This is a genomic window from Pseudomonas sp. MPB26 (assembly GCF_046605355.1).
GTDB lineage: Bacteria > Pseudomonadota > Gammaproteobacteria > Pseudomonadales > Pseudomonadaceae > Aquipseudomonas > Aquipseudomonas cedrina.
On record NZ_CP176793.1, the window covers coordinates 4,555,235 to 4,579,094 of the forward strand.

The following is a 23,860-nucleotide window of genomic DNA, read 5'->3' on the forward strand; positions in this document are numbered from 1 at the left end:
GACACATATGAAGCTTCAACAACTGCGCTACATCTGGGAAGTGGCGCACCACGATCTCAACGTTTCCGCTACCGCTCAAAGCCTTTACACCTCCCAGCCTGGTATCAGCAAGCAGATCCGCCTGCTCGAAGATGAGCTGGGCGTCGAAGTGTTCGCCCGCAGCGGCAAGCACCTGACCCGCGTGACCCCGGCCGGCGAGCGCATCATCACCACTGCCGGCGAGATCCTGCGCAAAGTCGAAAGCATCAAGCAGATCGCCCAGGAATTCTCCAACGAGAAGAAGGGCACCCTGTCCATCGCCACCACCCACACCCAGGCGCGTTATGCGTTGCCGCCGGTAATCCGCGATTTCATCAAGCAGTACCCGGATGTGGCCCTGCACATGCACCAGGGCTCGCCGATGCAGATCGCCGAGATGGCCGCTGATGGCACCGTCGATTTCGCCATCGCCACCGAAGCCCTGGAGTTGTTCGGTGACCTGGTGATGATGCCCTGCTACCGCTGGAACCGTTGCGTGGTCGTGCCCCAAGGCCACCCCCTGGCCAAGCTGCCGAAGCTGACCCTGGAAGCCTTGGCTGAATACCCCATCGTGACTTATGTGTTCGGTTTCACCGGGCGTTCCAAGCTCGACGAAGCCTTCAGCCATCGCGGCCTTACGCCAAAAGTGGTGTTCACCGCCGCCGACGCCGACGTGATCAAGACTTACGTGCGCCTGGGCCTGGGCGTGGGGATCGTCGCCAAGATGGCGGTCGACACCGCGCTCGACAAGGACCTGGTGGTGCTCGATGCCAGCGAACTGTTCGAGTCCAGCGTGACCAAGATCGGTTTCCGTCGCGGCACGTTCCTGCGCGGCTTCATGTGCGATTTCATCGAAAAATTCGCGCCGCACCTGACCCGTGAAGTCATGGCCAAGGCGATCCAGTGCCACAACAAGCAGGAACTGGAAGAGCTGTTCGACGGCGTGGAACTGCCCGTCCATTAAGTATTGCCGATACTGTAGGAGCGAGCTTGCTCGCGAAAAACGTCAACGAAAACGCAGCGACTCTGGTTTAACGCGGCGCTCTCAAGTTCTTCGCGAGCAAGCTCGCTCCTACAGGGGTTTACCTGGCCTCGGTAACTGTAAAGTGTTGCCGAGCGCCTGCTACCAGAATCTCCACCTCATCGCCTTCGAACTTGCCCAACAGGCTCTTGCCCAGCGGCGAGCGCGGGGTGATGACGGTCACCGGTTGCCCGACCACGTCCACCTTCAGGCCCGCCGCGTCCGGCGCGAGGAACAGCCACTGCTGGCGGTCGTTCTCGTCAGCCAGGCCCAGCAGCGCGCCGATTTCTATGCCCCGCCGGTCATCGTACGCGCGCAGTGCCAGGTTCTGGCACAGCGTCAACGCCTGCTTGATTTCCTCAACCCGCTTGGCTTGCCCGGCCGCCAGGTAGGAGGCCTCGAGCCCAAGGGTGTCGTACTTGTTTTCCGCAATGTTTTCTTCGTGGGTCGCGGTTTCGTAGGCGGTCTGCGCGGCGCGCTGGGCAATGTCGAGGTCGACGCTGAGCTTTTCGAGGATCAGCAGGTGGACGGCGTGTTTATTCATGGTCATCAATCGCAGAATTGCAGGACATTGGCCCGGGTCTTTTCGTTGGGGGCGTTCTGGTCCTGTTGCAGCCAGAACTGGCATTTGGGGTTGGACAGGTTGCGCGCGTTGTTGCGGGCCTGGTCCAGGGTTTGTTGCTGTTCCTGCTTCTGCAGGTTCTGCTGGTATTGCTCGAACATGCGATTGGGCGGCTCAGGTGCCACGACGGCGGGTTTGCCCAGTTGTTCGACGGCTTGGGCTACTGGCGCAAGGCTCTGAGGGAACAGGTAGCGCGACGCCAGCCAAGTGCTCAGCACAATGGCGATAAACCCCAGCCAGACGCCAAACGCGATGGCGACACTGAGTTTGAACAGCGACAACGGACGATCGGACATGGCGGCCTCCTGGCGGGCATTTGCAGCGTGGTGGCGATTGTCGCACAGCCCGTGTGCAGAATAATCGCGATCAAGCCTTCTGCATCCGCGCATTTATGCGGACAATCGAGCCTTTGATCGTTGGAGCCCGGAATGAAAGCCCGCTGGGATATTTTTTGCAGCGTCGTCGATAACTACGGCGACATCGGCGTGACCTGGCGCCTGGCCCGGCAATTGGTGGTGGAGCACGCCTGCGCTGTGCGCCTGTGGGTTGATGACCTGCGCGCTTTCGAACGCCTGTGTCCGGACATTGATGTGCGCCAGGATGCGCAGTGGCAGGAAGGCGTCGACGTGCGCCATTGGCCGGCCGAATGGCCGGGGGCGACAGCGGCGGATGTGGTGATTGCCGCGTTTGCCTGCCAGTTGCCGCCCGACTATATGGAAGCCATGGCCGCCCGCGACCGTACGCCGTTGTGGATGAATCTGGATTATCTGAGCGCTGAAGACTGGGTGGTAGGCTGCCACAGGTTGCCCTCGGTGAAATTCAAGGGCGTGCAGAAGTACTTCTTCTTTCCCGGCTTCCGACCGGGCACTGGCGGCCTGTTGCGTGAGTCGGGGTTGCTGGAACAGCGCCGGGCTTTTCAGCAGGATGCCAGTGTGCAGCGAGAATTCCTGCAAGCTCTGGGCATATTTCCCGCAGCCGATGCGCGGCTTATCTCACTGTTCGCCTACGAGAACGCCGGGTTGGCCGGTTGGCTGGAGCTGTTATCGACGGACGGGCGTGCCACTCATCTGTTGGTGCCGGAGGGGCGCATCCTGGGTGACGTACAGCGCTGGCTGGGCCTGGAACGCCTGGCTGCGGGGGATATCCAGCAACGCGGCGCGCTGACGGTACAGGTCATCGCCTTCGTCCCGCAAGAGCACTATGACCGCCTGCTGTGGTGCTGCGACTTCAATGCCGTGCGCGGCGAAGATTCGTTCGTGCGTGCCCAGTGGGCCGGGCGCCCGCTGCTGTGGCACATCTACCGGCAGGATGAAGACATCCACCTCGACAAGCTCGATGCCTTCCTCGAGCTCTACACCGCCGGCTTGTCACCGGCTGCAAGGGCTGCGCTGATCGGGCTCTGGCACGCCTGGAATACCGAGGGCGATATGGCGCAACCGTGGAAAATGCTGCGGGAACACTGGCCCGAGGTCAATCTGCACGCTGAAACATGGTGTCTGGAACAGGGTTTGCAGGCCGATCTTGCGACGGCACTGGTGAATTTTCATGAAAGTTGGATATGATACGCCACCTTGAATTTTGTAAATCCCATCCAAATTTCGGATATATGCAATGAAAACTGGTAAAGAACTGAAACCCGGTACAGTGATCCGTCTCGAAAACGACCCTTGGCTGGTTCAGAAAGCTGAGTTCACCAAGTCTGGTCGTAACAGCGCCATCATGAAGACCAAGCTGAAGAACCTGCTGACCGGTTACAAGACCGAGATCGTCTACAGCGCCGATGACAAACTGGACGACGTGATCCTCGACCGCAAGGAAGCGACCCTGTCCTTCATCAGCGGCGACACCTACACGTTCATGGACACCACCGACTACACCATGTACGAGCTGAACGCTGAAGATATCGAAGCCGTTCTGCCGTTCATCGAAGAAGGCATGGAAGACGTCTGCGAAGCAATCTTCTTTGAAGAGCGCCTGGTTTCCGTAGAGCTGCCGACCACCATCGTGCGTAAAGTGGCCTACACCGAAGGTTCCGCTCGCGGCGATACTTCGGGCAAGGTGATGAAGCCTGCCAAGCTGAGCAACGGTACCGAACTGCAAGTCGCCGATTTCATCGAAATCGACGACCTGATCGAGATCGACACCCGCGAAGGTGGTTCGTACAAAGGTCGCGCCAAGAAGTAATTCTGGCCCCGCCGATACGAAAAAAAGCCCGACCTTGCGTCGGGCTTTTTCATGGGCGTTACGTTTTACTTCAGGTGTTGCTTCAACTCGTCCGAAGCCTGCAGCATCGCCGAACGGACGGCTGGCACTTGGCTGATCACGTTCAGCAAACCGTAGTCGTGGATCATGCCGTTGTAGCGCACCGCGGTCACCGGCACACCGGCTGCATCCAGCTTGCGCGCATAGGCCTCGCCTTCATCACGCAGCACGTCGGCGCCTGCGGTCTGGACCAGCGCGGGCGGCAGGCCTTTGAGCTGATCCGTGGTCGCGCGCAGCGGCGAGGCGTAGATCTCGGCACGTTGCTTGGCGTCGGTGGTGTAGTTGTCCCAGAACCACTTCATCATGTTTCGGGTGAGGAAGTGCCCTTCGGCATATTGGTTGTAGGACCCGGTGTCGAAGTTGGCGTCGGTCACCGGCCACAGCAGCAGTTGGAACTTGATCGCCGGCGTGCCCTTGTCTTTGGCCATCAGGCTGACCACCGCCGCCATATTGCCACCGACGCTGTTGCCCGCGACTGCGAGGCGCTTGCCGTCGACATTGATCTCTTTGCCATGCTCGGCCACCCATTGGGTCGCGCCGTAGGCCTGGTTGATGGCGACCGGGTAATGCGCTTCCGGCGAAGGTGTGTAGTTGACGAACACCGCCACCGCACCCGAGCCCACGACCAAATCCCGCACCAGGCGTTCATGGGTCGGGTAGTCCCCGAGCACCCAGCCGCCACCATGGAAGAACATGAATACCGGCAATGTGCCCTTGACCCCGGCCGGACGCACGATAGTCAAGTCCAGTGGCTTGCCGTCGACCTGAATGGTTTTATGGCTCACATCCGCTGCCGGCAGCGTCAGCTTCACACCGGCCTGGGCGCCGGTCAAAACGGCACGGGCGTCCTTTGGCTTCAGCTGTTCTATCGGTTTGCCGGTGCCGGCGTTCAACACATCCAGGAAGGCCTGGGTGTTGTGTTCCACATCACCGGTCGCCGCGAAGGCCTGGGTGATGGACAGGGCGAGCAGGGTGCCGGTGAGCGCTTTAGCGACTGTGTTCATGTTCTTCTCCTTGAGCGGCTGCGGTTGATTAAACGGTTACGTGCAGGCGGACATCGACGTTGCCACGGGTGGCGTTGGAGTACGGGCACACTTGGTGAGCGGCGTCGACCAGGCTTTGCGCGTCGTCCTGGGCCAGGCCCGGCAGGCTGATGTGCAGGTCGATATCCAGGCCGAAACCACCGGGGATCTGGCCGATGCCGACGTGGGCAGTGATCGAGGCGTCATCCGGGATTTTGCGTTTGGTCTGGCTGGCGACGAATTTCAGCGCGCCGATAAAGCAGGCCGAGTAGCCGGCAGCGAACAATTGTTCCGGGTTGGTGGCCTGGCCACCGGCACCGCCCAGTTCTTTGGGAGTGGAGAGTTTGACGTCGAGGATGTTGTCGCTGGAAACAGCACGACCATCACGGCCGCCGGTGGCGGTGGCTACTGCGGTATAGAGCGTTTGCATGGTGGTTTCCTCAGGGTTGTTAGCGCTAAATATTTGCGCGCTAAGTAGTTGGTGGAGCGAATGTATAGCGCTAATGTTTTGCGCGCAAGATAAATTTATAAAAAAGTTTTCAACATATGATTTTCTGACACGCCAAAACCAAATGTGGGAGCGGGCTTGCTCGCGAAAGCGGTGGATCAGCCGCTGAATCAGTCGACTGACATACCGCTTTCGCGAGCAAGCCCGCTCCCACATTTTAGATTTTTGGTGTTTGGTCTACCGCGTTAGAGGCTGGCTTGCAGGTTGGTGCGCAGGGCTATCAGGTCGCCTTGCAGCTTGCGCAGTTGTTCCAGCTCCAGGCCGCTGGCGCCGAGGATGCAGTGAGGAATACCCATGGCCTTGTCCTGCAAGGCACGGCCGGCGTCGGTCAGCTCCACCACCACCACCCGTTCATCCTCACGGCTGCGAGTCCGGCTGAGCAGGCCTTCGCCTTCCAGGCGCTTGAGCAGCGGCGTCAGCGAACCCGGATCGGTCAGCAGGCGGTTGCTGATTTCGCCGACCGTCAACCCATCCTCTTCCCACAACACCATCATCGCCAAGTACTGCGGGTATGTCAGGCCCAGGGCTTGCAGCAGCGGCTTGTAGACCTTGGTCATCAACAGCGACGTTGAGTGCAGGGCGAAGCACAACTGGTTGTCCAGCATCAGCGATTCGCACGGATTGGGATTCTTGCTCATGGCGGTACCTCGAAAAAGCGTGTCTGGGCTGGAATCTAGCGGGCAAACCTTTAATGCGCCAGATAATTCTGTCCCAGCGGTCAGACCAAACCACTTTGCAGGGCCAGGTCCCAGGGCGGTACCGGGCTGAAACGGGTTTTCAGGTATTCCAACAACAGGCGGCTGCGCGCATTGGGTTGCTGTTCCAGGCGCAGCGCATAGATGCCGGTGGTCTCCGGGCTGGGCAGGCCGTTTTCGCAGAACAACGGCAGCAGTTCGCCACGCACCAGGTACTCGCTGGCCAACCAAGTGGGCAGGTGGGCGATACCCAGCCCGGCCAAGGCGCCGGACAGCAAGGCTTCGGCGTTATTGGCGCTCAGGCGGATGCGCCGCGGGCGATAGGTCGCGCGGCGCCCATCCAGCTCGAAGCGCCAGGCGAACATCGGCGCCAGGCCGTCCCAGTCCAGTCCATCATGCTCGCTGAGCTCACGGGGATGGCGCGGCGTGCCACGGCTTTTCAGATAGGCCGGGCTGGCGCAGGCGATGCGCACGATGCTGGCCAGCGGCGTGGCGATCAGCCGCGTATCGACGATATGCCCTGCGCGCAGTACCAGGTCGACCTTGCCCAGGTGCGCGCCCTGCATATCCACAAAGCTGTCGATCAAATGCAGGTGCACGTCCAGTCCCGGATACACGTTGAGGAAGTCCGCGATCACCGGCGCCAGGTGCCGTCGACCAAACGCAGCGGGCGCATCCACCCGAATCAGGCCTTCCGGCGCATGGCTCAGGGACACCGCTTCGGCCCGCGCCAGTTGCAACTCGCTGACGATCCGCCGCGCGCGCTCGGCAAACGCCAGGCCCGCCGGGGTCGGCACCACCGCGTGGGTGCTGCGCTGGAACAAGCGGCTGCCCACCGAACGTTCCAGGCTGTCGATGCGCCGCGCTACGGCTGAGGGCGTCAGGGGATGGCGGCGTGCGGCGGCGGAAAAGCTGCCGGTTTCCAGCACATCCAGAAACAGGCCCAGCTGGTCGGTCAAGGTATTCGGGTTCATCGAAGCAACGCTTATGCTAGATTGGCACAGCCATTGTGCGTTGCTGTGCCTTTGCGCGCCATAGCCGACTGCGTAGCATGCAAGGCCTGGGATTGTGGAGTAACGCGCGGTGTTGGATTTGATGATTTATCTGCTCTTGGGCGCGGCCCTTGGCACGGTCGGCGGCCTGTTCGGCATTGGTGGCGGGCTGATTGCGATACCCGTGCTGGGCGTGTTGTTTGGCCTGGATCAGCAATTGGCCCAAGGCACGGCGCTGGTGATGGTGGTGCCTAACGTGATGCTGGCATTGTGGCGCTATCACCAGCGCAACCGTATCGAACTGCGCCATGCGCTGCCCCTGGGCGTCATGGGGTTCGTGTTTGCCTGGCTCGGCTCGATCTGGGCGGTAGGCCTGGATGCGGGCGCCATGCGCATCGGCTTTATCGCCTTCTTGCTGGCGCTTGGCGCCTACAACCTGCTGCGCATGTTCACCCGCAATGCGCCGCCGACCGCGCAGATGCGTTATTCCTGGCCGTGGCTTGGGGTGCTCGGTGCTGCCTCCGGGTCCATGGGCGGTTTGTTCGGCGTTGGCGGGGCGGTGGTGGCGACGCCGGTGCTCACCAGCCTGTTCGGCACCACTCAGGTGGTGGCCCAAGGCTTGTCCTTGGCCCTGGCATTGCCCAGCACGGGCGTGACATTGGTCACCTACGCCTGGCACCACGAAGTGGATTGGCTGATTGGCGTGCCGTTGGCCGTCGGCGGTCTGCTCAGTATCAGCTGGGGGGTGAAGGTTGCCCATGCGCTGCCGGAGCGCGTGTTGCGTGGCCTGTTCTGCGGCTTTCTAGCCGTGTGCGCAGTAATGCTGACCTTTAAAGTTTAAAACCTTCGAGAATGTATTCGGCCAGGCATTCGGTGATGGGCGAGCTCATCGCCGGGTTACGCAGCAATCGAAGATTCATCGACGGCAGGGGCGGAAAGCCTTCTTCGCTGCCCAGTACACGCAGGTCCTCGGTCACCAGGCTTTCCATGCTAGCCATCACCGCGAGGCCGGAACTCACCACGGCCTGGATCGCCGCCACGTTCGAGCTGTGGTAGGCAAGCCGGTACTCGCGCCCGGCCGCGTCCAGCGCCCCGCGGGTCCACTGGGTACAAAAAGCGTCGACGCCGGAAACCGCCAGCGGCAGGGCCTGGTGTTCGTCCGCGCAAAAACACGGGGCAGCCACCCATACCATGCGCTCGGTGCGCAACAATTCGCCGATCTCACTGCCGGGCTCGCGGCTGATGACGGTCAGCGCCAGGTCCCGACGTTGCATCAGCACTGTCGAGGCCTCGCAATGCATCTCGATCTGGATCAGCGGGTACGCCTTGGAGAACCGCTTGAGAATCCCCGGCAGGAAGCGCATCACGTAATCGTCCGGCGTGCCGATGCGCACCAGCCCGACCATGTGCGGTTCGCGCAGAGTGTTGAACACCTCACTGTGCAGTTTCAGGATACGGCGCGCGTACCCCAACAGCACCTGGCCCTCGGGCGTCAACCGCACTTGCCGCCCATCACGCTCGAACAACTTGCGCTGCAGCACGTCTTCCTCCAGGCGCTTCATCTGCATGCTCACCGCCGATTGGGTGCGGTTGACCACTTCGCCCGCGCGGGTAAAACCGCCCTGGTCAGCGATGGCGACGAAGGTACGCAGTACTTCAGTGTCGATGCTCGGGTAGCCTGACAATTGATCAATCTCCGAGATGTATTGCATAAGAAACATTCGTTGGATTGATCATAAGGCCAGGCACACACTCGCGTCATCCCCATTGGAGGGCGAGAAGATGAAAGGTCAAAAAGGCTTTGTGTTGATGGCAAGACGTCCGTTTTCTGGGCTGTTCCAGCGGATGGCGCGTTGGCAGGCGCTGCATGAAGAGCGCCAGCTGCTGGCGAGCCTGAGCGACGACGCACTCAAAGACATCGGGCTCAATCGCGGTGACGTGGAGCAGGACCGTCACCTGCATTTCTGGCAAGACCCGCTGCGAAAATGATCGCCGATGCAGTAGGGTAGTCGGTGCGTCCATACGGAGAACCCCATGCCCGCCGACCTGTGTTTTTCACTCAAGCAAGCGCGACGCATGGCGCTGGCGGCCCAGGGCTTTTCCGGGCGCCAGGCGCCGGCACTGATCAAGGCGACGCACCTCAACCGGATGATCGAACGCCTGGGCGTGTTGCAGATCGATTCGGTCAACGCGCTGGTACGCTCGCATTACCTGCCGCTGTTTTCCCGCCTGGGCAGCTATCCCCCTTCGATGCTTGAGCAGGCGGCCTGGAGCCAGGGGCGGCGGCGTTCGTTGTTCGAATACTGGGGGCACGAAGCCTCTTTGCTGCCGATGGCGCTTTACCCATTGATGCGTTGGCGCATGGTGCGGGCGCAGCAGGGGCAGGGCATCTATTCGCAGATGGCGCGTTTTGGTCGTGAGCAGCAGGCCACGATTCAGCGGGTTTTACGGACTGTCGAGCAACAGGGCGCGCTGGGCGCCGGCAGCTTGTCGACCCGCCAGGAGCGCGCCGGCCCGTGGTGGGACTGGAGCGACGAGAAACATGCGCTGGAATGGCTGTTTGCCGCCGGCCTGGTCACGGTTGCGGGCCGACGTGGCTTTGAACGACTCTACGATTTGCCTGAGCGGGTCATTGCGCGCGATATCCTTCAAACCCAGGTGACGGAGGCCGAGGCCCAGCGCGGCTTGCTGCTGCACAGCGCCACGGCGTTGGGGGTGGGCACCGAAAAAGACCTGCGCGATTACTTTCGTCTTGAGCCTGGCGACAGCCGCAGTCGCCTCGCCGAGCTGGTGGAAGACGGCCAACTGCAGCTCTGCCAGGTGCAAGGCTGGAAACAACCGGCGTACTGCCTGCCTGGTCCAAAAGTGCCGCGCAAAGTACCGGCCAGCGCCTTGCTGTCGCCGTTCGATTCACTGGTCTGGGAACGCAGCCGCACCGAACGCCTGTTCGACTTCCGCTACCGCCTGGAGATCTACACCCCGCAGGACAAACGGGTGTACGGCTACTACGTGCTGCCGTTCTTGCACAACGAGCGGATTGCCGCACGCATCGACTTGCGCGCCGAACGCGCCCATGGGCGTTTGGCCGTGCATGCGGTGCACGAGGAGGAGCCGGGGCTGGACGAGGAGGGGATGTTGGCGCTGGCATTGAATCTGCGGCAGATGGCCGATTGGCTGGGGCTTGAGCAGGTTCAGCTCAATTGTCAGCGACCGAGTGCGGCGCGGTTAAGGATGGCAATGATCAATAGGGGGATTGGCCGTTAGGGCCCCTTCGCGGGCAAGCCCGCTCCCATAGGGGATAGCATTCCTCCTGTTGGAATGCATTCCCCCTGTGGGAGCCGGGCTTGCCCGCGATGGCGTCAGCCCAGGCGACTTAAATCTCAGCGCTTGACCTGCTTTAAGGTCTCGGCAATCAGGAACGCCAGTTCCAGCGACTGATCGGCATTCATCCGCGGGTCGCAATGCGTGTGATAGCGGTCCGACAGACCATCCTCGGTGATCGGCCGTGCGCCGCCGATGCATTCGGTGACGTTCTGCCCGGTCATTTCGATGTGGATACCGCCGGCGTATGTCCCTTCAGCCTGGTGAACCTGGAAGAACTCCTTCACTTCGCCCAGGATCTGCGCAAAATCGCGGGTCTTGTAGCCGCTGCTGGCCTTGATGGTGTTGCCGTGCATCGGGTCCGAGCTCCACAGCACCTGCTTGCCCTCGCGCTGCACGGCTCGGATCAGGCCTGGCAGGTGATCGCCGACCTTGCCTGCGCCCATGCGCGCGATCAGGTTGAGGCGGCCGGGATCGTTGTCCGGGTTGAGGATGTCGATCAGGCGGATCAGGTCGTCGGGGTTCATGCTCGGGCCGACCTTGACCCCGATCGGGTTGTTCACCCCGCGCAGGAACTCGACATGGGCGCCGTCCAACTGGCGGGTGCGGTCGCCGATCCACAGCATGTGGGCCGAGCAGTCGTAGTAGTCGTTGGTCAGGCTGTCGCGGCGCACGAACGCTTGCTCATAGTTGAGCAGCAGCGCTTCGTGGGCGGTGAAGAAGCTGGTTTCACGCAGCTGCGGCGAGCTGTCCATGCCGCAGGCGCGCATGAACGCCAGGGTTTCGTCGATGCGGTCGGCCAGTTGGCTGTACTTCTCGGCCAGTGCGGAGTTGGCGATAAAGTCCAGGTTCCACTTGTGCACTTGGTGCAGGTCAGCAAACCCGCCCTGGGCGAAGGCGCGCAGCAGGTTCAGGGTGGCGGTGGACTGGTGGTAGGACTGCAACAGGCGCTCCGGGTCCGGCACACGGCTTTTTTCGTCGAAGCCGATGCCATTGACGATATCGCCACGGTAGGCGGGCAGGGTGATGCCGTCGATGGTTTCGTCGTTGGCCGAACGCGGCTTGGCGAACTGGCCGGCCATGCGCCCGACCTTCACCACCGGGCAACCGGCGGCGAAGGTCATCACAATGGCCATCTGCAGCAGCACCTTGAAGGTGTCGCGGATTTTCGCGGCGGAGAATTCGGCAAAACTCTCGGCGCAGTCGCCGCCTTGCAACAGGAACGCACGGCCTTGGGTGACCTCGGCAAACTGGCGACGCAACTCGCGGGCTTCCCCGGCAAACACCAGCGGCGGGTAGCTGGCCAGGCTTTGCTCTACCTGCAGCAAGTGCGCAGCGTCCGGGTACTGGGGTTGTTGCTGGATCGGCAGGGCACGCCAGCTGTCGGGGCTCCAGGGTTGGCTCATCATGAACTCGATTGGTTGATTGACGGTCGGGTGCCAATGTTATCAGCAATTAGTGCGTGACCTGTTGCCGCCGGTTGGCCGACAATCGCGCCTTTGCCCTGCCGCGAACCCGTTAGGAGTAGTGATGACCGAGGAGCGTGTCGAGCGCCTGCTCGCCGAAGTCCATGATGACTTCGGCATGATCCGTGTGCTCGAAGTGGCCGATTACCGGTTTCTCGAGTTCGGCGACGCCATCGAGCAAAGCTGCGTATTTACCGCTGACCCGAGCTGGCTGGAGTACGACTATACCCGCGCGATGCTGATTGGCGCGTTGGCCCATGAGCAGCCCGAGAGCGCGCTGTTTCTCGGCTTGGGCGCCGGCACCCTGACCCAGGCGTGTCTGAAGTTCCTGCCGCTGGAAGATGTCGAAGCGATTGAGCTGCGCCCCGACGTACCGCGCCTGGCGATTGAATACCTGGGGCTGGACGATGACCCGCGGCTGTATATCCGCATCGGCGATGCCCTGCAGTTGCTGGAGACCGCCGAGCCAGCCGACCTTATTTTCGTCGACCTCTATACCGACGTCGGCCCTGGCGTCGGCCACCTGGCCTGGACCTTCCTGGAAAACTGCCAGAAGAAACTCAACCCCGGCGGCTGGCTGGTGATCAACCAGTGGGCCACCGACGATGGCAAACCCCTGGGGGCGGCGTTGTTGCGTGGCCTGTACCACCGGCATTACTGGGAGCTGCCGGTGAAGGAGGGCAATGTGATTTTGCTGGTGCCCGCGGAGCTGGATCAGGCGCTGGACCTGGATGGGCTGTCTGCCAGGGCGCAAGGGCTGGCGCCGCGTCTGGGGTATTCGTTGCAGGCGCTGATCAAGGCCATACGCCCGGCGACTTAGGCGCCTGTGCCGACGCCTTCGCGAGCAAGCCCGCTCCCACATTTGGACCTGATTCCTACAGGTTAAACGCGGTCGAGGGTGGGAGCGGGCTTGCTCGCGAAGAGGCCATCACTGCCGACGGCTGATTCAGCCTGTTCAAATCCCCTTGAACACCCCTGGCCGCTTCTCGATCATCGCCCGCACACCCTCCCTGGCATCCTCGCTGTTGAACAGTTTATCCACCATCGGCTGCAACCCGGCCGTCGCGACGGCTTCACCTTCCAGGCGCGCCTGCCGCGCCGACATCAATGTGGCCTGCACACCCCGCGGCGCCTGCCGCGCGATGCGATTGGCCAGTTCGATGGCGCGCGGCAGCAGGTCTTCGCTGGCCATCACTTCCTGCACCAACCCCAGACGCAAGGCTTCATGGGCGTCGAACTCATCACCGGTCAGCAGCCAACGCATGGCATTGCCCCAGCCGGCGATCTGATGAAAGCGCAACGTCGCGCCGCCAAACGGGAAAATCCCGCGCTGTACTTCCATCTGCGCAAAGCGCGTATTGCTCGCGCAAAGATTGATGTCCGCCGCCAGCATCAGCTCGATACCGAGGGTCAGGCAGTAACCCTGGGCCGCGACGATCACCGGCTTGCTCACGCGTGGGCCGCTGAACACGCCCCAGGGATCACAGCCTCCCAAGGGTGGCTGCCAGCCACCGGCCACCACGCCGCTGACGTTGGCCAGGTCCAGCCCCGCGGTAAAATGATCGCCGTGGGCAAACACCACCGCCACCCGCGCTTGGGTATTTCGATCAAATTCGCCATACGCCAGGCTCAGCTCATTGAGCAGATCCAGGTCAAATGCGTTGCGTTTGGCCGGCCGGTCCAGCCCCAGCAACAGGACATGGCCCTGGAGTTCACGGCTGACGCGGCTGCTGCTGGCTTGATTCATCGAGTGTGCCCTCGGGCGCGGGGAAGGGTTTCAGACCAAAGGGCCGGAAAAGTTCAGGTGAACCGTTTAAGCGTTATACCCAGCAGGACCGGGCCTGTGAAAAATAAGCCCTGGCGGTGTTATCTGCAAAGGCTTTGACGCAGCAGGGTTTATCCGCACTTTCCGATAAAAAAAGCTCCCTTTTTCAGCTATTTCCGGTATAGTGCGCGCCGGCCTTTAACCGGGCCGCGTTTAGGTAGCGCAATTCCCCGAAGTCAGCTTCGGCTGCACGTCCGCACAGCGGACTCTTCCTTGACGAATCTTTTTCATTCATTCGTTTTCGCAAATCCCCGCCGACAAAGCAGCCAGGGCGACTCTTGAGTCTCAACACGGCATGCGCAGCTTTGGAGCATGGGTCTTTGCGGATGCACTTAGAGGCAGACCCATGACCCAGGAAACCGGCGGCTTCGCCGCTTTTAATCTTAACCCGAACATTCTTGCAGCCGTCATCGCGACCGGCTACGAAGAACCTTCGGCGATTCAGCAGCAATCGATCCCGATCATCATGGCCGGCCAGGACATGATTGGCCAGGCGCAAACCGGTACCGGTAAAACCGCCGCGTTCGCCCTGCCTATCCTGCACTGCATCGATCCTGCCAAGCGCGAACCGCAAGCCCTGATCCTGGCGCCAACGCGTGAGTTGGCGCTGCAAGTAGCAACCGCTTTTGAAACCTATGCCAAGCAGATGCCAGGCGTAACCGTCGTGGCCGTCTACGGCGGCGCGCCGATGGGCCCGCAACTCAAGGCAATCCGTAATGGCGCACAGATCGTTGTCGCCACCCCGGGCCGCCTGTGCGACCACCTGCGTCGTGACGAGAAAGTCCTGTCGACCGTGAACCACCTGGTTCTGGACGAAGCTGACGAAATGTTGAAGCTGGGCTTCATGGATGACCTGGAAGTCATCTTCAAGGCACTGCCACCGACCCGTCAGACCGTGCTGTTCTCGGCCACCCTGCCACAGTCGATCCGCGCCATTGCCGAACGCCACCTGCGCGATCCGCAACACGTCAAGATCCAGACCAAGACCCAGACCGTTACCGCGATCGAACAGGCTCACCTGTTGGTTCACGCTGACCAGAAGACCTCGGCTGTATTGAGCCTGCTGGAAGTCGAAGACTTCGACGCCCTGATCATGTTCGTGCGCACCAAGCAAGCGACCCTGGACCTGGCCAGTGCCCTGGAAGCCAAAGGCTACAAAGCCGCTGCGCTGAACGGTGACATCGCCCAGAACCAGCGTGAGCGTGTCATCGAATCCCTCAAGGATGGCCGCCTGGACATCGTTGTAGCGACCGACGTTGCTGCCCGTGGCCTCGACGTTCCACGTATCACCCACGTGTTCAACGTTGACATGCCTTACGATCCGGAATCCTACGTTCACCGTATCGGCCGTACCGGCCGTGCCGGTCGCGAAGGTCGTGCACTGTTGCTGGTGACTCCACGTGAGCGCCGCATGCTGCAAGTGATCGAGCGTGTAACCGGTCAAAAAGTCGCCGAAGTCCGCCTGCCGGATGCCCAGGCCGTTCTCGATGCACGCATCAAGAAACTGACCAACAGCCTGTCGCCACTGGTGGCTGACGCTGAATCGACCCACGGCGACCTGCTGGACCGCCTGACCGCCGATATCGGTTGCACCCCACGTGCCTTGGCCGCAGCCCTGCTGCGTAAAGCCACCAACGGTCAGGCCTTGACCCTGGCAGCCATCGAGAAAGAACGCCCACTGGTACCGAACAACGCGCCACGCGGTGATCGTCCAGAGCGTACTGGCGACCGTCCAGACCGTGGTGATCGTGAGCGTCGCGCTCCGGTTCCATTGGCTGAAGGCCGTGCGCGTTGCCGTACTGCGCTGGGCGCGCGTGATGGTATCGCTGCCAAGAACCTGTTGGGCGCTATCCTCAACGAGGGTGGCCTGGCACGTGAAGCCATCGGTCGCATCCAGGTCCGTGACAGCTTCTCCCTGGTGGAACTGCCGGAAGACGGTCTGGAAAAACTGCTGACCAAGCTCAAAGATACACGTGTTGCCGGTAAGCAACTGAAGCTGCGTCGCTACCGCGAAGATTGATCCGCCCTTGGGCTGATTGATCGCACATAAAAAATCCCCGACTGGTTCGGGGATTTTTTTTGGGCTTGGATTTCAGCTTTTGGAGCTGCACTCAGTTCAATGTGGGAGCTGGCGTTTCGTCAGCCGAAGCGGTAGATGTCCATCCCCAGCGCACCCAGGGTGAAGCCCTGATGCGCCACGCTGAAATCACCCCCCGCGCCTCGCGCAAAGTACAACGGCAACAGATGCTCATCCGTCGGATGACTGCGCACGGCATTCGGTGCCTGGCGACGATAGTCGTGCAAGGCGGGTTCATCATCGGCTGCCAGCTTATCCACCACCCAGTCCCGGAAATCCCGCGCCCACGGCTCGATGCTCTCAGGTCCTGCGTGCCAGTCCAGTTCGCCCAGGTTATGAGTGATGCTGCCCGAGCCGATCAGCAGCACATCGCGCTCGCGCAGGCCGGCGAGCGCATGTCCGATCCGAGTCTGCAGCGCCGGGCCCATGCGGCTGGGCAGGGATACCTGCACCACCGGGATATCCGCCGCGGGGTACATCAGCGACAGTGGCACCCATGCGCCGTGGTCAAAGGGACGGCGCTCATCGATGTGTGCATCCAGGCCGTCGGCCTGCAGCCACTCGACAATCTCAGCGGCCAGTTGCGGATCGCCCGGCGCCGGGTACTGCACGGCAAACAATTCACGCGGGAAACCGCCAAAGTCATGCCAGGTTTGCGGCGCGGCGCTGCCGCTGACCAGGAGTTCCTGGCTTTCCCAGTGCGCCGACACCACCACGATTGCCTTCGGCCGTGGCATTCCTGCCGCCAGATGCTGGAGGGCCGGGCCGCTGGCGCCGGGTTGCAGGGCGAGCATGGGCGAACCATGGGAGATAAACAGGCTGGGGAGCATAAGAGGGGTCCTGGGCGTTAACATGGGCCCATCTTCAGTCAGATCATTGATCTAAATCTAATCTAACTTTTAGCACCAGTTGATCGAATTTTAGGGAGGGTTCATGGAACCTGAGTTTTGGCGGGAGCGCTGGGCGCGAGATCAGATCGGCTTTCATCTGCCTGAGGTCAACCCCTATCTACAGCGGCACTGGCCGCAACTGGCGCTCGCCGAAGGCGCCCAGGTGCTGGTGCCCTTGTGTGGTAAAAGCCTGGACTTGATGTGGCTGGCCAGTCATGGGCTACGGGTGTTGGGCGTGGAGCTGTCGCAGCAAGCCGTGGAGACGTTTTTCAACGAGCAGAATCTTACGCCACGTATCAGCGAGCGGGGCGCCTTCAAGGTGTATCAGGCTGATCGGATCGAAGTGTGGTGCGGCGACTTCTTCGCCATGGATGCCGAGGCATTGGCCGATTGCGCTGCGTTGTATGATCGCGCCGCACTGATTGCCTTGCCGCCGCTGATGCGTGCGCGATACGCCGAGCACCTGAACCGCCTGTTGCCCCCAGGCTGCCAGGGATTGCTGGTTACCCTTGATTACGACCAGGCGCAAAAAGCCGGGCCGCCGTTCGCGGTAACGGATGATGAGCTGAAGGTGTTGTTTGGTTCGCACTGGCGACTGGACGTGCTGGAAGAGCAAGACATCCTGGGGGAGAGCTGGAAGTTCGTGCAGGAGGGTGTCACGCGGCTTGATGAGCGGGTGTATCGGCTGACCAGGCGCTGAGCCTGCCATTGCCATCGCGGGCTTGCCCTAATGGCAGTCAGTTAAGCGTACATCGCCCTCGCTCCTACAAAAAACCTTAACTGACTGACATTGGGGCTTGCCCGCGATGACGATATTTGCACAAAAAAAGGGGCGATCAGATCGCCCCTTTCGGTGTTGCTGCCAGCAATCAGCCCCGGCGACGCAGTGCGTCGATACGTTCTTCCAGCGGCGGGTGGCTCATGAACAGGCGAGCCATGCCCTGCTTGATACCGCCGTTGATGCCAAAGGCCGTCAGGCTGTCCGGCATGTGCACCGGCAGTCCCTGTTCGGAGCGCAGGTGTTGCAGCGCTGCGATCATCGCACCGGTACCGGCCAGGCGGGCACCGGCTTCGTCTGCGCGAAATTCCCGTTTGCGCGAGAACCACATGGTGATCGCGCTGGCAAGGAAGCCCAGCACCAGCTCGGCGAAGATGGTCGCCACGAAGTAGGCAATGCCGCGGCCGCCTTCGTTCTTGAAGATCACCTTGTCGACAAAGTTACCGATGATCCGCGCGAAGAACATCACGAAGGTGTTCACCACGCCCTGGATCAACGCCAGTGTGACCATGTCGCCGTTGGCCACGTGGCCGATCTCGTGGGCCAGCACCGCCTTCACTTCATCGTAGGAGAAGCGTTCCAGCATGCCCTGGCTTACCGCAACGAGTGCATCGTTCTTGTTCCAGCCGGTGGCAAAGGCGTTGGCTTCATAGGCCGGGAAGATCCCGACCTCGGGCATCTTGATCCCGGCTTCGCGGGACAATTGCTCGACGGTCTGCAGCAACCATTGCTCATGCCGGGTGCGCGGTTGGGTGATCACCTGGGTGCTGGTGCTCATCTTCGCCATCCATTTGGAGATGAACAGCGAGAACAGCGAGCCGGCAAAACCAAAGACCGCACAGAAAATCAGCAGCTGATTGAGGTTCAGGTCAACCCCGTTGGCCGCCATGAACCCGTTGAAGCCGAAAAGGCTCAAGGTAATGCTGGCAATCAGCACGACCGCAAGGTTAGTGGCCAAGAACAGCAGGATGCGCATCATGGTTGTAGAGTTCTCCTCATGCTTAATATGTCGCGTACTGCGGGGTATATAAGGTGCGCCTTGGGGTGATTCAACCGAGCGACTATTTCAAACTGTGTCCTACAGCCGGAATGAAGAGTCTTGAAGGGCATTTCCGACACGAAAAAGACGGCGTTATCGCTGCGCCGGTGCGTTTCGCCCCAGCAATTACAGGGGCTGGTTGGCTTTTGCCGGGCCGGTGAGGTGCTGCAGTGGCGCACGGGCAGAGAAGTGTTGCCAGATACGCGCTGTACGACCGATTGCCGTTCGTACAGCGCCATGTGCGCTACTGGCGATAGGACTTGAGGAAGTTGCCGATGCGACCAATGGCCATCTCCAAGTCATCCACGCGCGGCAGCGTCACCACGCGGAAGTGATCCGGCCACGGCCAGTTGAACGCAGTGCCTTGCACCACCAGCAGCTTTTCCGACAGCAACAGGTCGAGCACGAACTTTTCGTCGTTCAGGATCGGGCATACCTTGGGATCGATCCGCGGGAACGCGTACAACGCGCCCATGGGTTTCACGCAGCTTACGCCCGGGATTGCGTTGAGCAGTTCCCAGGTGCGGTTGCGCTGCTCGAGCAGGCGGCCCTGGGGCAGGACCAAGTCATTGATGCTCTGGTAGCCGCCCAGGGCGGTCTGGATGGCGTGCTGGCTTGGCACGTTGGCACACAGGCGCATGTTGGCCAGCATGTCGATGCCTTCGATATAGCTTTGGGCGTTGTGCTTGGGGCCGGAGATGGCGATCCAGCCGGAGCGGAAACCCGCCACGCGGTAGGATTTGGACAGGCCGTTGAACGTCAGGCACAGCAGGTCCGGCGCCAGGGAGGCGGTGCAGATGTGCACGGCGTCGTCGTAGAGGATCTTGTCGTAGATTTCGTCGGAGAACACCACCAGGTTGTGCTGGCGCGCCAGTTCGAGCATGCCCAGCAACACCTCCCTGGAATACACCGCGCCGGTCGGGTTGTTCGGGTTGATAATCACCAGGGCCTTGGTGTTCGGGGTGATCTTGGCCTTGATGTCGGCCAGGTCCGGGAACCAGTCGGCGCCCTCGTCACACAGGTAGTGCACCGGGTGGCCACCGGCCAGTGTGACGGCGGCGGTCCACAGCGGATAATCCGGCGCCGGCACCAGCACTTCATCGCCATTGTTGAGCAGGGCCTGCATGGACATCACGATCAGCTCGGACACGCCATTGCCCAGGTAGATGTCTTCGATGCCGACACCTTCGACCTGCTTTTGCTGGTAGTACTGCATCACCGCCTTGCGCGCGCTGAACAGGCCCTTCGAGTCGCTGTAGCCTTGGGCGGTGGGCAGGTTGCGGATCACGTCCTGGAGGATTTCGTCCGGCGCTTCGAAACCAAAAGGCGCCGGGTTGCCAATGTTCAGCTTGAGGATGCGATGGCCTTCCTCTTCCAGGCGTTTGGCGTGCTTGAGCACTGGGCCGCGAATGTCGTAGCAGACGTTGGCGAGCTTGTTCGATTTGCTGACCTGCATGGCGATGTGATCCTGAAAATGAACGATCCAGACGGTGTGGACACTACCGTACTGCGAATCCCGCCGGGGCCGCCCCCATAAATACGTTTGAATGCCGGTAGCGCGGGTGCCAGACTGGCGTTTTGAAGAGGCGCAATCATACGTGCCACCTGATCCACGGAAAAGATCCAGATCAGGGTTTTTCAGTTGCCGAGGTGTACCGATGGAAAAGTTGCAGAAAACCGTTGAAGAATGGAAGGCCATGCTCGACCCGGATCAGTACAACGTGTGCCGTCTCAAGGGCACCGAGCGACCGTTCAGCGGCAAGTACAACGACACCAGGACGGACGGCGTGTACCACTGCATTTGCTGCAACGAGCCGCTGTTCGATTCCCGTGCCAAGTTTGATTCCGGTTGCGGCTGGCCCAGCTTTTATGAGCCTATCGCCGACAGCGCAATGATCGAGATCCGTGATGTCAGCCACGGCATGATCCGCACCGAAGTCACTTGCGCAAAATGCGACGCGCACCTGGGCCATGTGTTCCCGGACGGTCCGCCGCCGACGGGACTGCGCTATTGCATCAACTCGGTGTGCCTGGACTTCGTCCCGCGCTAGGTGGCAGCTTGTAAACCGACCGAGCATGTGCGAGCGGGCTTTGTGTGGCGAGCGGGCTTGCCCCGCGTTGGGGTGCGAAGCAGCCCTATAACCATGCGCAGAGGCATGTCTGATACGCCGCGTTCGTCTTCACTGGGGCGCTTCGCACCCAACGTGGGGCAAGCCCTAATGCCAGTCAGTTAAGGTTTTTTGTAGGAGCGACGGCGATGTACGCTTAACTGACTGGCATTAGGGCAAGCCCGCTCGCCACAGAGGTTCCAGTTTGCTAAGCGACAGCGCCAAGTCAGAGATTTGGAGGGGCTTCCCACAGTGATAACACGCCATCATCGCGGTCAATTAAATTGTACGCAATCGAGTTGGCTACTATGTTTCTTCCTCTTTAATCCCTTATCGAGCCACCGCCATGAGCGACAACCTGCTGAGCATTCCTTGCACTACCATCAAGGGTGAGCAAAAGACCTTGGCCGATTTCGCCGGCAAGGCCGTCCTGGTGGTCAATACCGCCAGCCAATGTGGCTTCACCCCGCAGTACAAGGGCCTGGAGCAACTCTGGCAGCAGTACAAGGACCAGGGCCTGGTGGTGCTGGGGTTCCCCTGCAATCAATTCGGCAAGCAGGAGCCGGGTAACGAAGGGGCGATTTCCGAATTCTGCGAGTTGAACTTTGGTGTCAGCTTCCCGCTGTTCAAGAAGGTCGACGTGAATGGTGGTGCTGCCCACCCGTTGTTCGTACAGCTGAAAAAGCAAGCGCCGGGCCTGCTGGGTACCAAGGGGATCAAGTGGAATTTCACCAAGTTCCTCATTGGCCGCGATGGTCAGGTGGTCAAGCGCTTTGCCCCGACCACCAAGCCGCAGGACCTCACCCAGGAGATCGAAGCCCTGCTCAAATGAGCCGGCAGGTCAGAGACTTGTCGTCTTCGGCACCCACAGCTCCAGCAAGCCGCTGAGTTCCTCACGGCGAAACGGCTTGGCCAGGTAGTCATTCATGCCCGCGGCCCGGCACCGTTCGCGCTCTTCGGACAGCGCGTTGGCGGTCAAGGCGACGATCGGCAGGTCGGGCCAGCGCCCGCTGCGACGGATCTGCCGGCTGGCCTCGTAGCCATCCATCACCGGCATGTTGCAGTCCATCAACACCAGGTCGAAGCGTTGGTCTTCAAGAAACCTGAGCGCCTCGCCACCGTGGGCGGCCACGATCACTTCACACCCCAGCTTGCTGAGCATGCCCTTGGCCACCAGTTGGTTGACTGGGTTATCTTCCACCAACAGGATGCGCGCCCGGTGTGCCAGCGGCGCGGCTTCCATCTGGATAGGATCAAGGACCAGTCGGGCATCGCTGCGCAAGGTGCGCTCCAGGATCTGATACAGCGCGTTGCGGCTCAGCGGGCGCGCCTGTTGCTGCAACGGTGCCAGGGCCGCGACTTCTTCGCTGGGCATGAAATTGCCATAAGCGGTCACCAGCAGGATCGGCGCGCCGATAAAAGGCCGCAGGCGAAACAGGCATTCGGGGCAGTCGGTGATCAGCAGGTCCGGGTTTTGCCCGCTCAGATCGTCGTCTTGCGTATAGCAGCGGGGTGTCAGTGCCCAATGCGGCAGCAAGGTAGTGAGCAATTCCGTCAGCCCGCTGCCGGCATTGGTGATCACGACCACTTCACCCTTGAGCGGTGGCGGTCGTACTGCAGGCAAATGCGTCGGCAACGGCAGGTCGGCGCAGAACTGGCTACCGAAACCCACCTCGGAACTGATGCTCAGCCGGCCCTTCATCGCTTCACACAAGTTGTGCGTCAACGCCAGGCCGAGGCCGGTGCCACCAAACTGGCGTGTGATGCCCGCGCCGGCCTGGGTGAAGGGCTGGAAGATCTTCACCTGAGCCTCCTGCGCAATGCCGATACCGGTGTCGCAGACCTCGATGCGCACCCGGTCATCAAGCGCGCTGAGACGCACATCCACCCGGCCGAAGCGCGTGAACTTCAGGGCGTTGGACAACAGGTTGCTGACGATTTGCCGCACACGGGTCGGGTCGCCAAGCACCTGGGCGGGAAACCGCGGGTCGATCAGGCAGGTCAATTCGACGCTGGGCGCCGCGTTTTGTGACAGCAGGTTGGCGGTGTCTTCCACCAGCGAGCCCAGATCGAAGGGGATGCGCTCCAGCTCCAACTGGCCGGCGTCGAACTTGGACAGGTCGAGAATATCGTTGAGCAGTTCCACCAGCACCTTGCCCGAGTCATGGGCAATGGACAGTTGCTGGCGCTGTTCGGCGTTGAGCGGGCTGTCCAATGACAGCGCGAGCATCCCCAGCAGGCCGTTGAGCGGGGTGCGGATCTCGTGGCTCATATTGGCCAGGAATGCCGCCCGCGCCTGGGCCATGCTCACCGCATGCATCTTCGCCGCTTCCAGTTCGTCGTTGGACTGGCTCAGCCGCTGGTTGCTGGCCTTGAGCTCCAAGGTGCGCGCCGAAACGATGTCTTCCAGTTGCGCCAGGTATTCGGTCAGTCGATCTTCGGCATGACGGCGTTGCTGGATCTCGGTCTCCATGTTTTCGAATTGCTGGTTGGCAACCTTCACCAGCACGCCGATTTCGTCGTGTTCGTGGCCGGGCGGGCAATCCAGGCGTGCCTGCTTGCGGTTGCTCAGCTCACGGATAATGCGGACCAGCGGTTGGGTCAGCATCACGTAGAACAAGCCCAGCAGGATGCCGGTCAGGAGCAGGCTGCGCACGAAACCGTTGAGCAGGGTTATCTCGGCACGGCGCAGAAAGCGGCTGCCAAAGGCATAGGTGTCCACGTCCAGGCGCAGGATGCCGAGGGACTCGCCGGGCAGGTGGCTGAGGAACAGCCGGTCTTCAAACCGACGGTTGGCACCAAACAGAAAGTCACTGAGGGGGCGGTAGCTGCTTTCCTGGCGCGGCCGTTCGACATCGGCGAGTACGACGCCGTTATTGTCGATCAATTGGGCGTGAACGATGGCGGGGGAGTGCAGCAGGCCCAGGGTCAGTTCCTGGGCCAGTTCGGCGTCGATGTTGTAGGCGATGCGTGACGCGGGGTTGTGACTGATTTCGATCAGCGAGCGAATTTCGCGGTTGATGGATGCGTCTTCGCTGGCATAATCAATGCCGATCTGGATCAGGCTGAGCAAGGTTCCCAAGACGAAACCGACCAGCACCGTCAATCTGGCTTGTTTATAAGACAAGCGGTGGGCGAACTTGATATCCATCGAGTGTTGAACCACTTCACGTTTCCCTTCGCCCGGCAAGCATAGCTGAACATCCACACGCTCTG

At 61.2% G+C, this 23,860-nt stretch carries 24 protein-coding genes; 11 read left to right on the top strand and 13 right to left on the bottom strand.

Annotation, left to right across the window (positions count from 1 at the left end; all coding sequences use genetic code 11):
* The first annotated feature begins 7 nt into the window (after positions 1-7).
* Entirely contained in the window at positions 8-982 is a 975-nt protein-coding gene (gene cysB / locus ACLH0H_RS21075) for an HTH-type transcriptional regulator CysB (RefSeq protein ID WP_012722988.1), read from the top strand.
* 118 nt (positions 983-1,100) lie between these two features.
* Here cysB and ACLH0H_RS21080 read toward each other — a convergent pair whose 3' ends face one another.
* Positions 1,101-1,583: a transcription elongation factor GreAB gene (locus ACLH0H_RS21080; RefSeq protein WP_411379483.1), complete on the bottom strand. Its 483-nt coding sequence runs from the start codon at positions 1,581-1,583 to the stop codon at positions 1,101-1,103.
* Positions 1,584-1,588: 5 nt separating this feature from the next.
* Positions 1,589-1,957: a hypothetical protein gene (locus ACLH0H_RS21085; protein ID WP_411379484.1), complete on the bottom strand. Its 369-nt coding sequence runs from the start codon at positions 1,955-1,957 to the stop codon at positions 1,589-1,591.
* Between the two features lie 132 nt (positions 1,958-2,089).
* Here ACLH0H_RS21085 and earP point away from each other — a divergent pair, with 132 nt between their 5' ends.
* Positions 2,090-3,223 carry an elongation factor P maturation arginine rhamnosyltransferase EarP gene (earP, locus tag ACLH0H_RS21090; protein WP_411379485.1) on the top strand — a complete coding sequence of 378 codons (1,134 nt, stop codon included), beginning with the start codon at positions 2,090-2,092 and terminating at the stop codon, positions 3,221-3,223.
* 49 nt (positions 3,224-3,272) lie between these two features.
* Positions 3,273-3,845: an elongation factor P gene (locus ACLH0H_RS21095; protein ID WP_003172723.1), complete on the top strand. Its 573-nt coding sequence runs from the start codon at positions 3,273-3,275 to the stop codon at positions 3,843-3,845.
* Positions 3,846-3,910: 65 nt separating this feature from the next.
* Here the strand turns inward: ACLH0H_RS21095 and ACLH0H_RS21100 are convergent, their stop codons facing one another.
* From ACLH0H_RS21100 to ACLH0H_RS21115, 4 genes are all read right to left on the bottom strand, one after another.
* Positions 3,911-4,927: an alpha/beta hydrolase fold domain-containing protein gene (locus tag ACLH0H_RS21100; protein WP_411379486.1), complete on the bottom strand. Its 1,017-nt coding sequence runs from the start codon at positions 4,925-4,927 to the stop codon at positions 3,911-3,913.
* Between the two features lie 28 nt (positions 4,928-4,955).
* On the bottom strand, positions 4,956-5,375 hold the full coding sequence (locus ACLH0H_RS21105) for an organic hydroperoxide resistance protein (protein ID WP_010176159.1): 420 nt from the start codon (positions 5,373-5,375) through the stop codon (positions 4,956-4,958).
* A 263-nt stretch (positions 5,376-5,638) separates the two neighbouring features.
* Complete coding sequence (locus ACLH0H_RS21110) at positions 5,639-6,091, bottom strand: MarR family winged helix-turn-helix transcriptional regulator (RefSeq protein ID WP_411379487.1); 453 nt, start codon at positions 6,089-6,091, stop codon at positions 5,639-5,641.
* Positions 6,092-6,171: 80 nt separating this feature from the next.
* Positions 6,172-7,122, bottom strand: a complete 951-nt coding sequence (locus ACLH0H_RS21115; protein WP_411379488.1) for a LysR family transcriptional regulator — start codon at positions 7,120-7,122, stop codon at positions 6,172-6,174.
* A 109-nt stretch (positions 7,123-7,231) separates the two neighbouring features.
* Here ACLH0H_RS21115 and ACLH0H_RS21120 point away from each other — a divergent pair, with 109 nt between their 5' ends.
* Positions 7,232-7,981, top strand: a complete 750-nt coding sequence (locus ACLH0H_RS21120; RefSeq protein ID WP_307386053.1) for a sulfite exporter TauE/SafE family protein — start codon at positions 7,232-7,234, stop codon at positions 7,979-7,981.
* Here the strand turns inward: ACLH0H_RS21120 and ACLH0H_RS21125 are convergent.
* Entirely contained in the window at positions 7,971-8,852 is an 882-nt protein-coding gene (locus ACLH0H_RS21125) for a LysR family transcriptional regulator (protein ID WP_411379489.1), read from the bottom strand. The genes ACLH0H_RS21120 and ACLH0H_RS21125 overlap by 11 nt on opposite strands.
* A 70-nt stretch (positions 8,853-8,922) precedes the next feature.
* On the opposite strand from ACLH0H_RS21125, the gene ACLH0H_RS21130 reads away from it, so the two are divergent.
* Positions 8,923-9,129, top strand: coding sequence for a DUF1127 domain-containing protein (locus tag ACLH0H_RS21130; protein ID WP_411379490.1), 207 nt, complete (start codon positions 8,923-8,925; stop codon positions 9,127-9,129).
* Positions 9,130-9,174: 45 nt separating this feature from the next.
* Positions 9,175-10,404: a winged helix-turn-helix domain-containing protein gene (locus tag ACLH0H_RS21135; RefSeq protein WP_411379491.1), complete on the top strand. Its 1,230-nt coding sequence runs from the start codon at positions 9,175-9,177 to the stop codon at positions 10,402-10,404.
* Between the two features lie 116 nt (positions 10,405-10,520).
* Here the strand turns inward: ACLH0H_RS21135 and ACLH0H_RS21140 are convergent, their stop codons facing one another.
* Positions 10,521-11,867, bottom strand: a complete 1,347-nt coding sequence (locus ACLH0H_RS21140) for a class II 3-deoxy-7-phosphoheptulonate synthase (protein WP_411379492.1) — start codon at positions 11,865-11,867, stop codon at positions 10,521-10,523.
* Between the two features lie 124 nt (positions 11,868-11,991).
* On the opposite strand from ACLH0H_RS21140, the gene ACLH0H_RS21145 reads away from it, so the two are divergent.
* The gene (locus tag ACLH0H_RS21145) at positions 11,992-12,747 is read left to right on the top strand and encodes a spermidine synthase (RefSeq protein ID WP_076950422.1); all 756 of its coding nucleotides are present in this window, start codon (positions 11,992-11,994) and stop codon (positions 12,745-12,747) included.
* Positions 12,748-12,882: 135 nt separating this feature from the next.
* Here the strand turns inward: ACLH0H_RS21145 and ACLH0H_RS21150 are convergent, their stop codons facing one another.
* Positions 12,883-13,674 (bottom strand): crotonase/enoyl-CoA hydratase family protein, encoded by a 792-nt coding sequence (locus ACLH0H_RS21150; protein WP_411379493.1) that lies wholly within the window; start codon positions 13,672-13,674, stop codon positions 12,883-12,885.
* A 424-nt stretch (positions 13,675-14,098) separates the two neighbouring features.
* Between ACLH0H_RS21150 and ACLH0H_RS21155 the strand changes: the two genes are divergently transcribed.
* Complete coding sequence (locus ACLH0H_RS21155) at positions 14,099-15,772, top strand: DEAD/DEAH box helicase (protein WP_186692766.1); 1,674 nt, start codon at positions 14,099-14,101, stop codon at positions 15,770-15,772.
* A 119-nt stretch (positions 15,773-15,891) separates the two neighbouring features.
* Here the strand turns inward: ACLH0H_RS21155 and ACLH0H_RS21160 are convergent, their stop codons facing one another.
* Positions 15,892-16,659 (bottom strand): DODA-type extradiol aromatic ring-opening family dioxygenase, encoded by a 768-nt coding sequence (locus ACLH0H_RS21160; RefSeq protein WP_411379494.1) that lies wholly within the window; start codon positions 16,657-16,659, stop codon positions 15,892-15,894.
* Between the two features lie 103 nt (positions 16,660-16,762).
* On the opposite strand from ACLH0H_RS21160, the gene ACLH0H_RS21165 reads away from it, so the two are divergent.
* Positions 16,763-17,419 carry a thiopurine S-methyltransferase gene (locus ACLH0H_RS21165; protein WP_411379495.1) on the top strand — a complete coding sequence of 219 codons (657 nt, stop codon included), beginning with the start codon at positions 16,763-16,765 and terminating at the stop codon, positions 17,417-17,419.
* A 169-nt stretch (positions 17,420-17,588) separates the two neighbouring features.
* Here the strand turns inward: ACLH0H_RS21165 and htpX are convergent, their stop codons facing one another.
* Together htpX and ACLH0H_RS21175 are read right to left on the bottom strand one after the other, a co-directional pair.
* Positions 17,589-18,476: a protease HtpX gene (htpX, locus tag ACLH0H_RS21170; protein WP_411379496.1), complete on the bottom strand. Its 888-nt coding sequence runs from the start codon at positions 18,474-18,476 to the stop codon at positions 17,589-17,591.
* Between the two features lie 304 nt (positions 18,477-18,780).
* Entirely contained in the window at positions 18,781-19,992 is a 1,212-nt protein-coding gene (locus ACLH0H_RS21175) for a pyridoxal phosphate-dependent aminotransferase (RefSeq protein WP_003209058.1), read from the bottom strand.
* A 202-nt stretch (positions 19,993-20,194) separates the two neighbouring features.
* Here ACLH0H_RS21175 and msrB point away from each other — a divergent pair, with 202 nt between their 5' ends.
* The gene (msrB, locus tag ACLH0H_RS21180; RefSeq protein ID WP_411379497.1) at positions 20,195-20,587 is read left to right on the top strand and encodes a peptide-methionine (R)-S-oxide reductase MsrB; all 393 of its coding nucleotides are present in this window, start codon (positions 20,195-20,197) and stop codon (positions 20,585-20,587) included.
* 403 nt (positions 20,588-20,990) lie between these two features.
* Entirely contained in the window at positions 20,991-21,476 is a 486-nt protein-coding gene (locus tag ACLH0H_RS21185; RefSeq protein ID WP_411379498.1) for a glutathione peroxidase, read from the top strand.
* Between the two features lie 9 nt (positions 21,477-21,485).
* Here the strand turns inward: ACLH0H_RS21185 and ACLH0H_RS21190 are convergent, their stop codons facing one another.
* Positions 21,486-23,795: an ATP-binding protein gene (locus tag ACLH0H_RS21190; protein WP_411379499.1), complete on the bottom strand. Its 2,310-nt coding sequence runs from the start codon at positions 23,793-23,795 to the stop codon at positions 21,486-21,488.
* Positions 23,796-23,860: the final 65 nt, after the last annotated feature.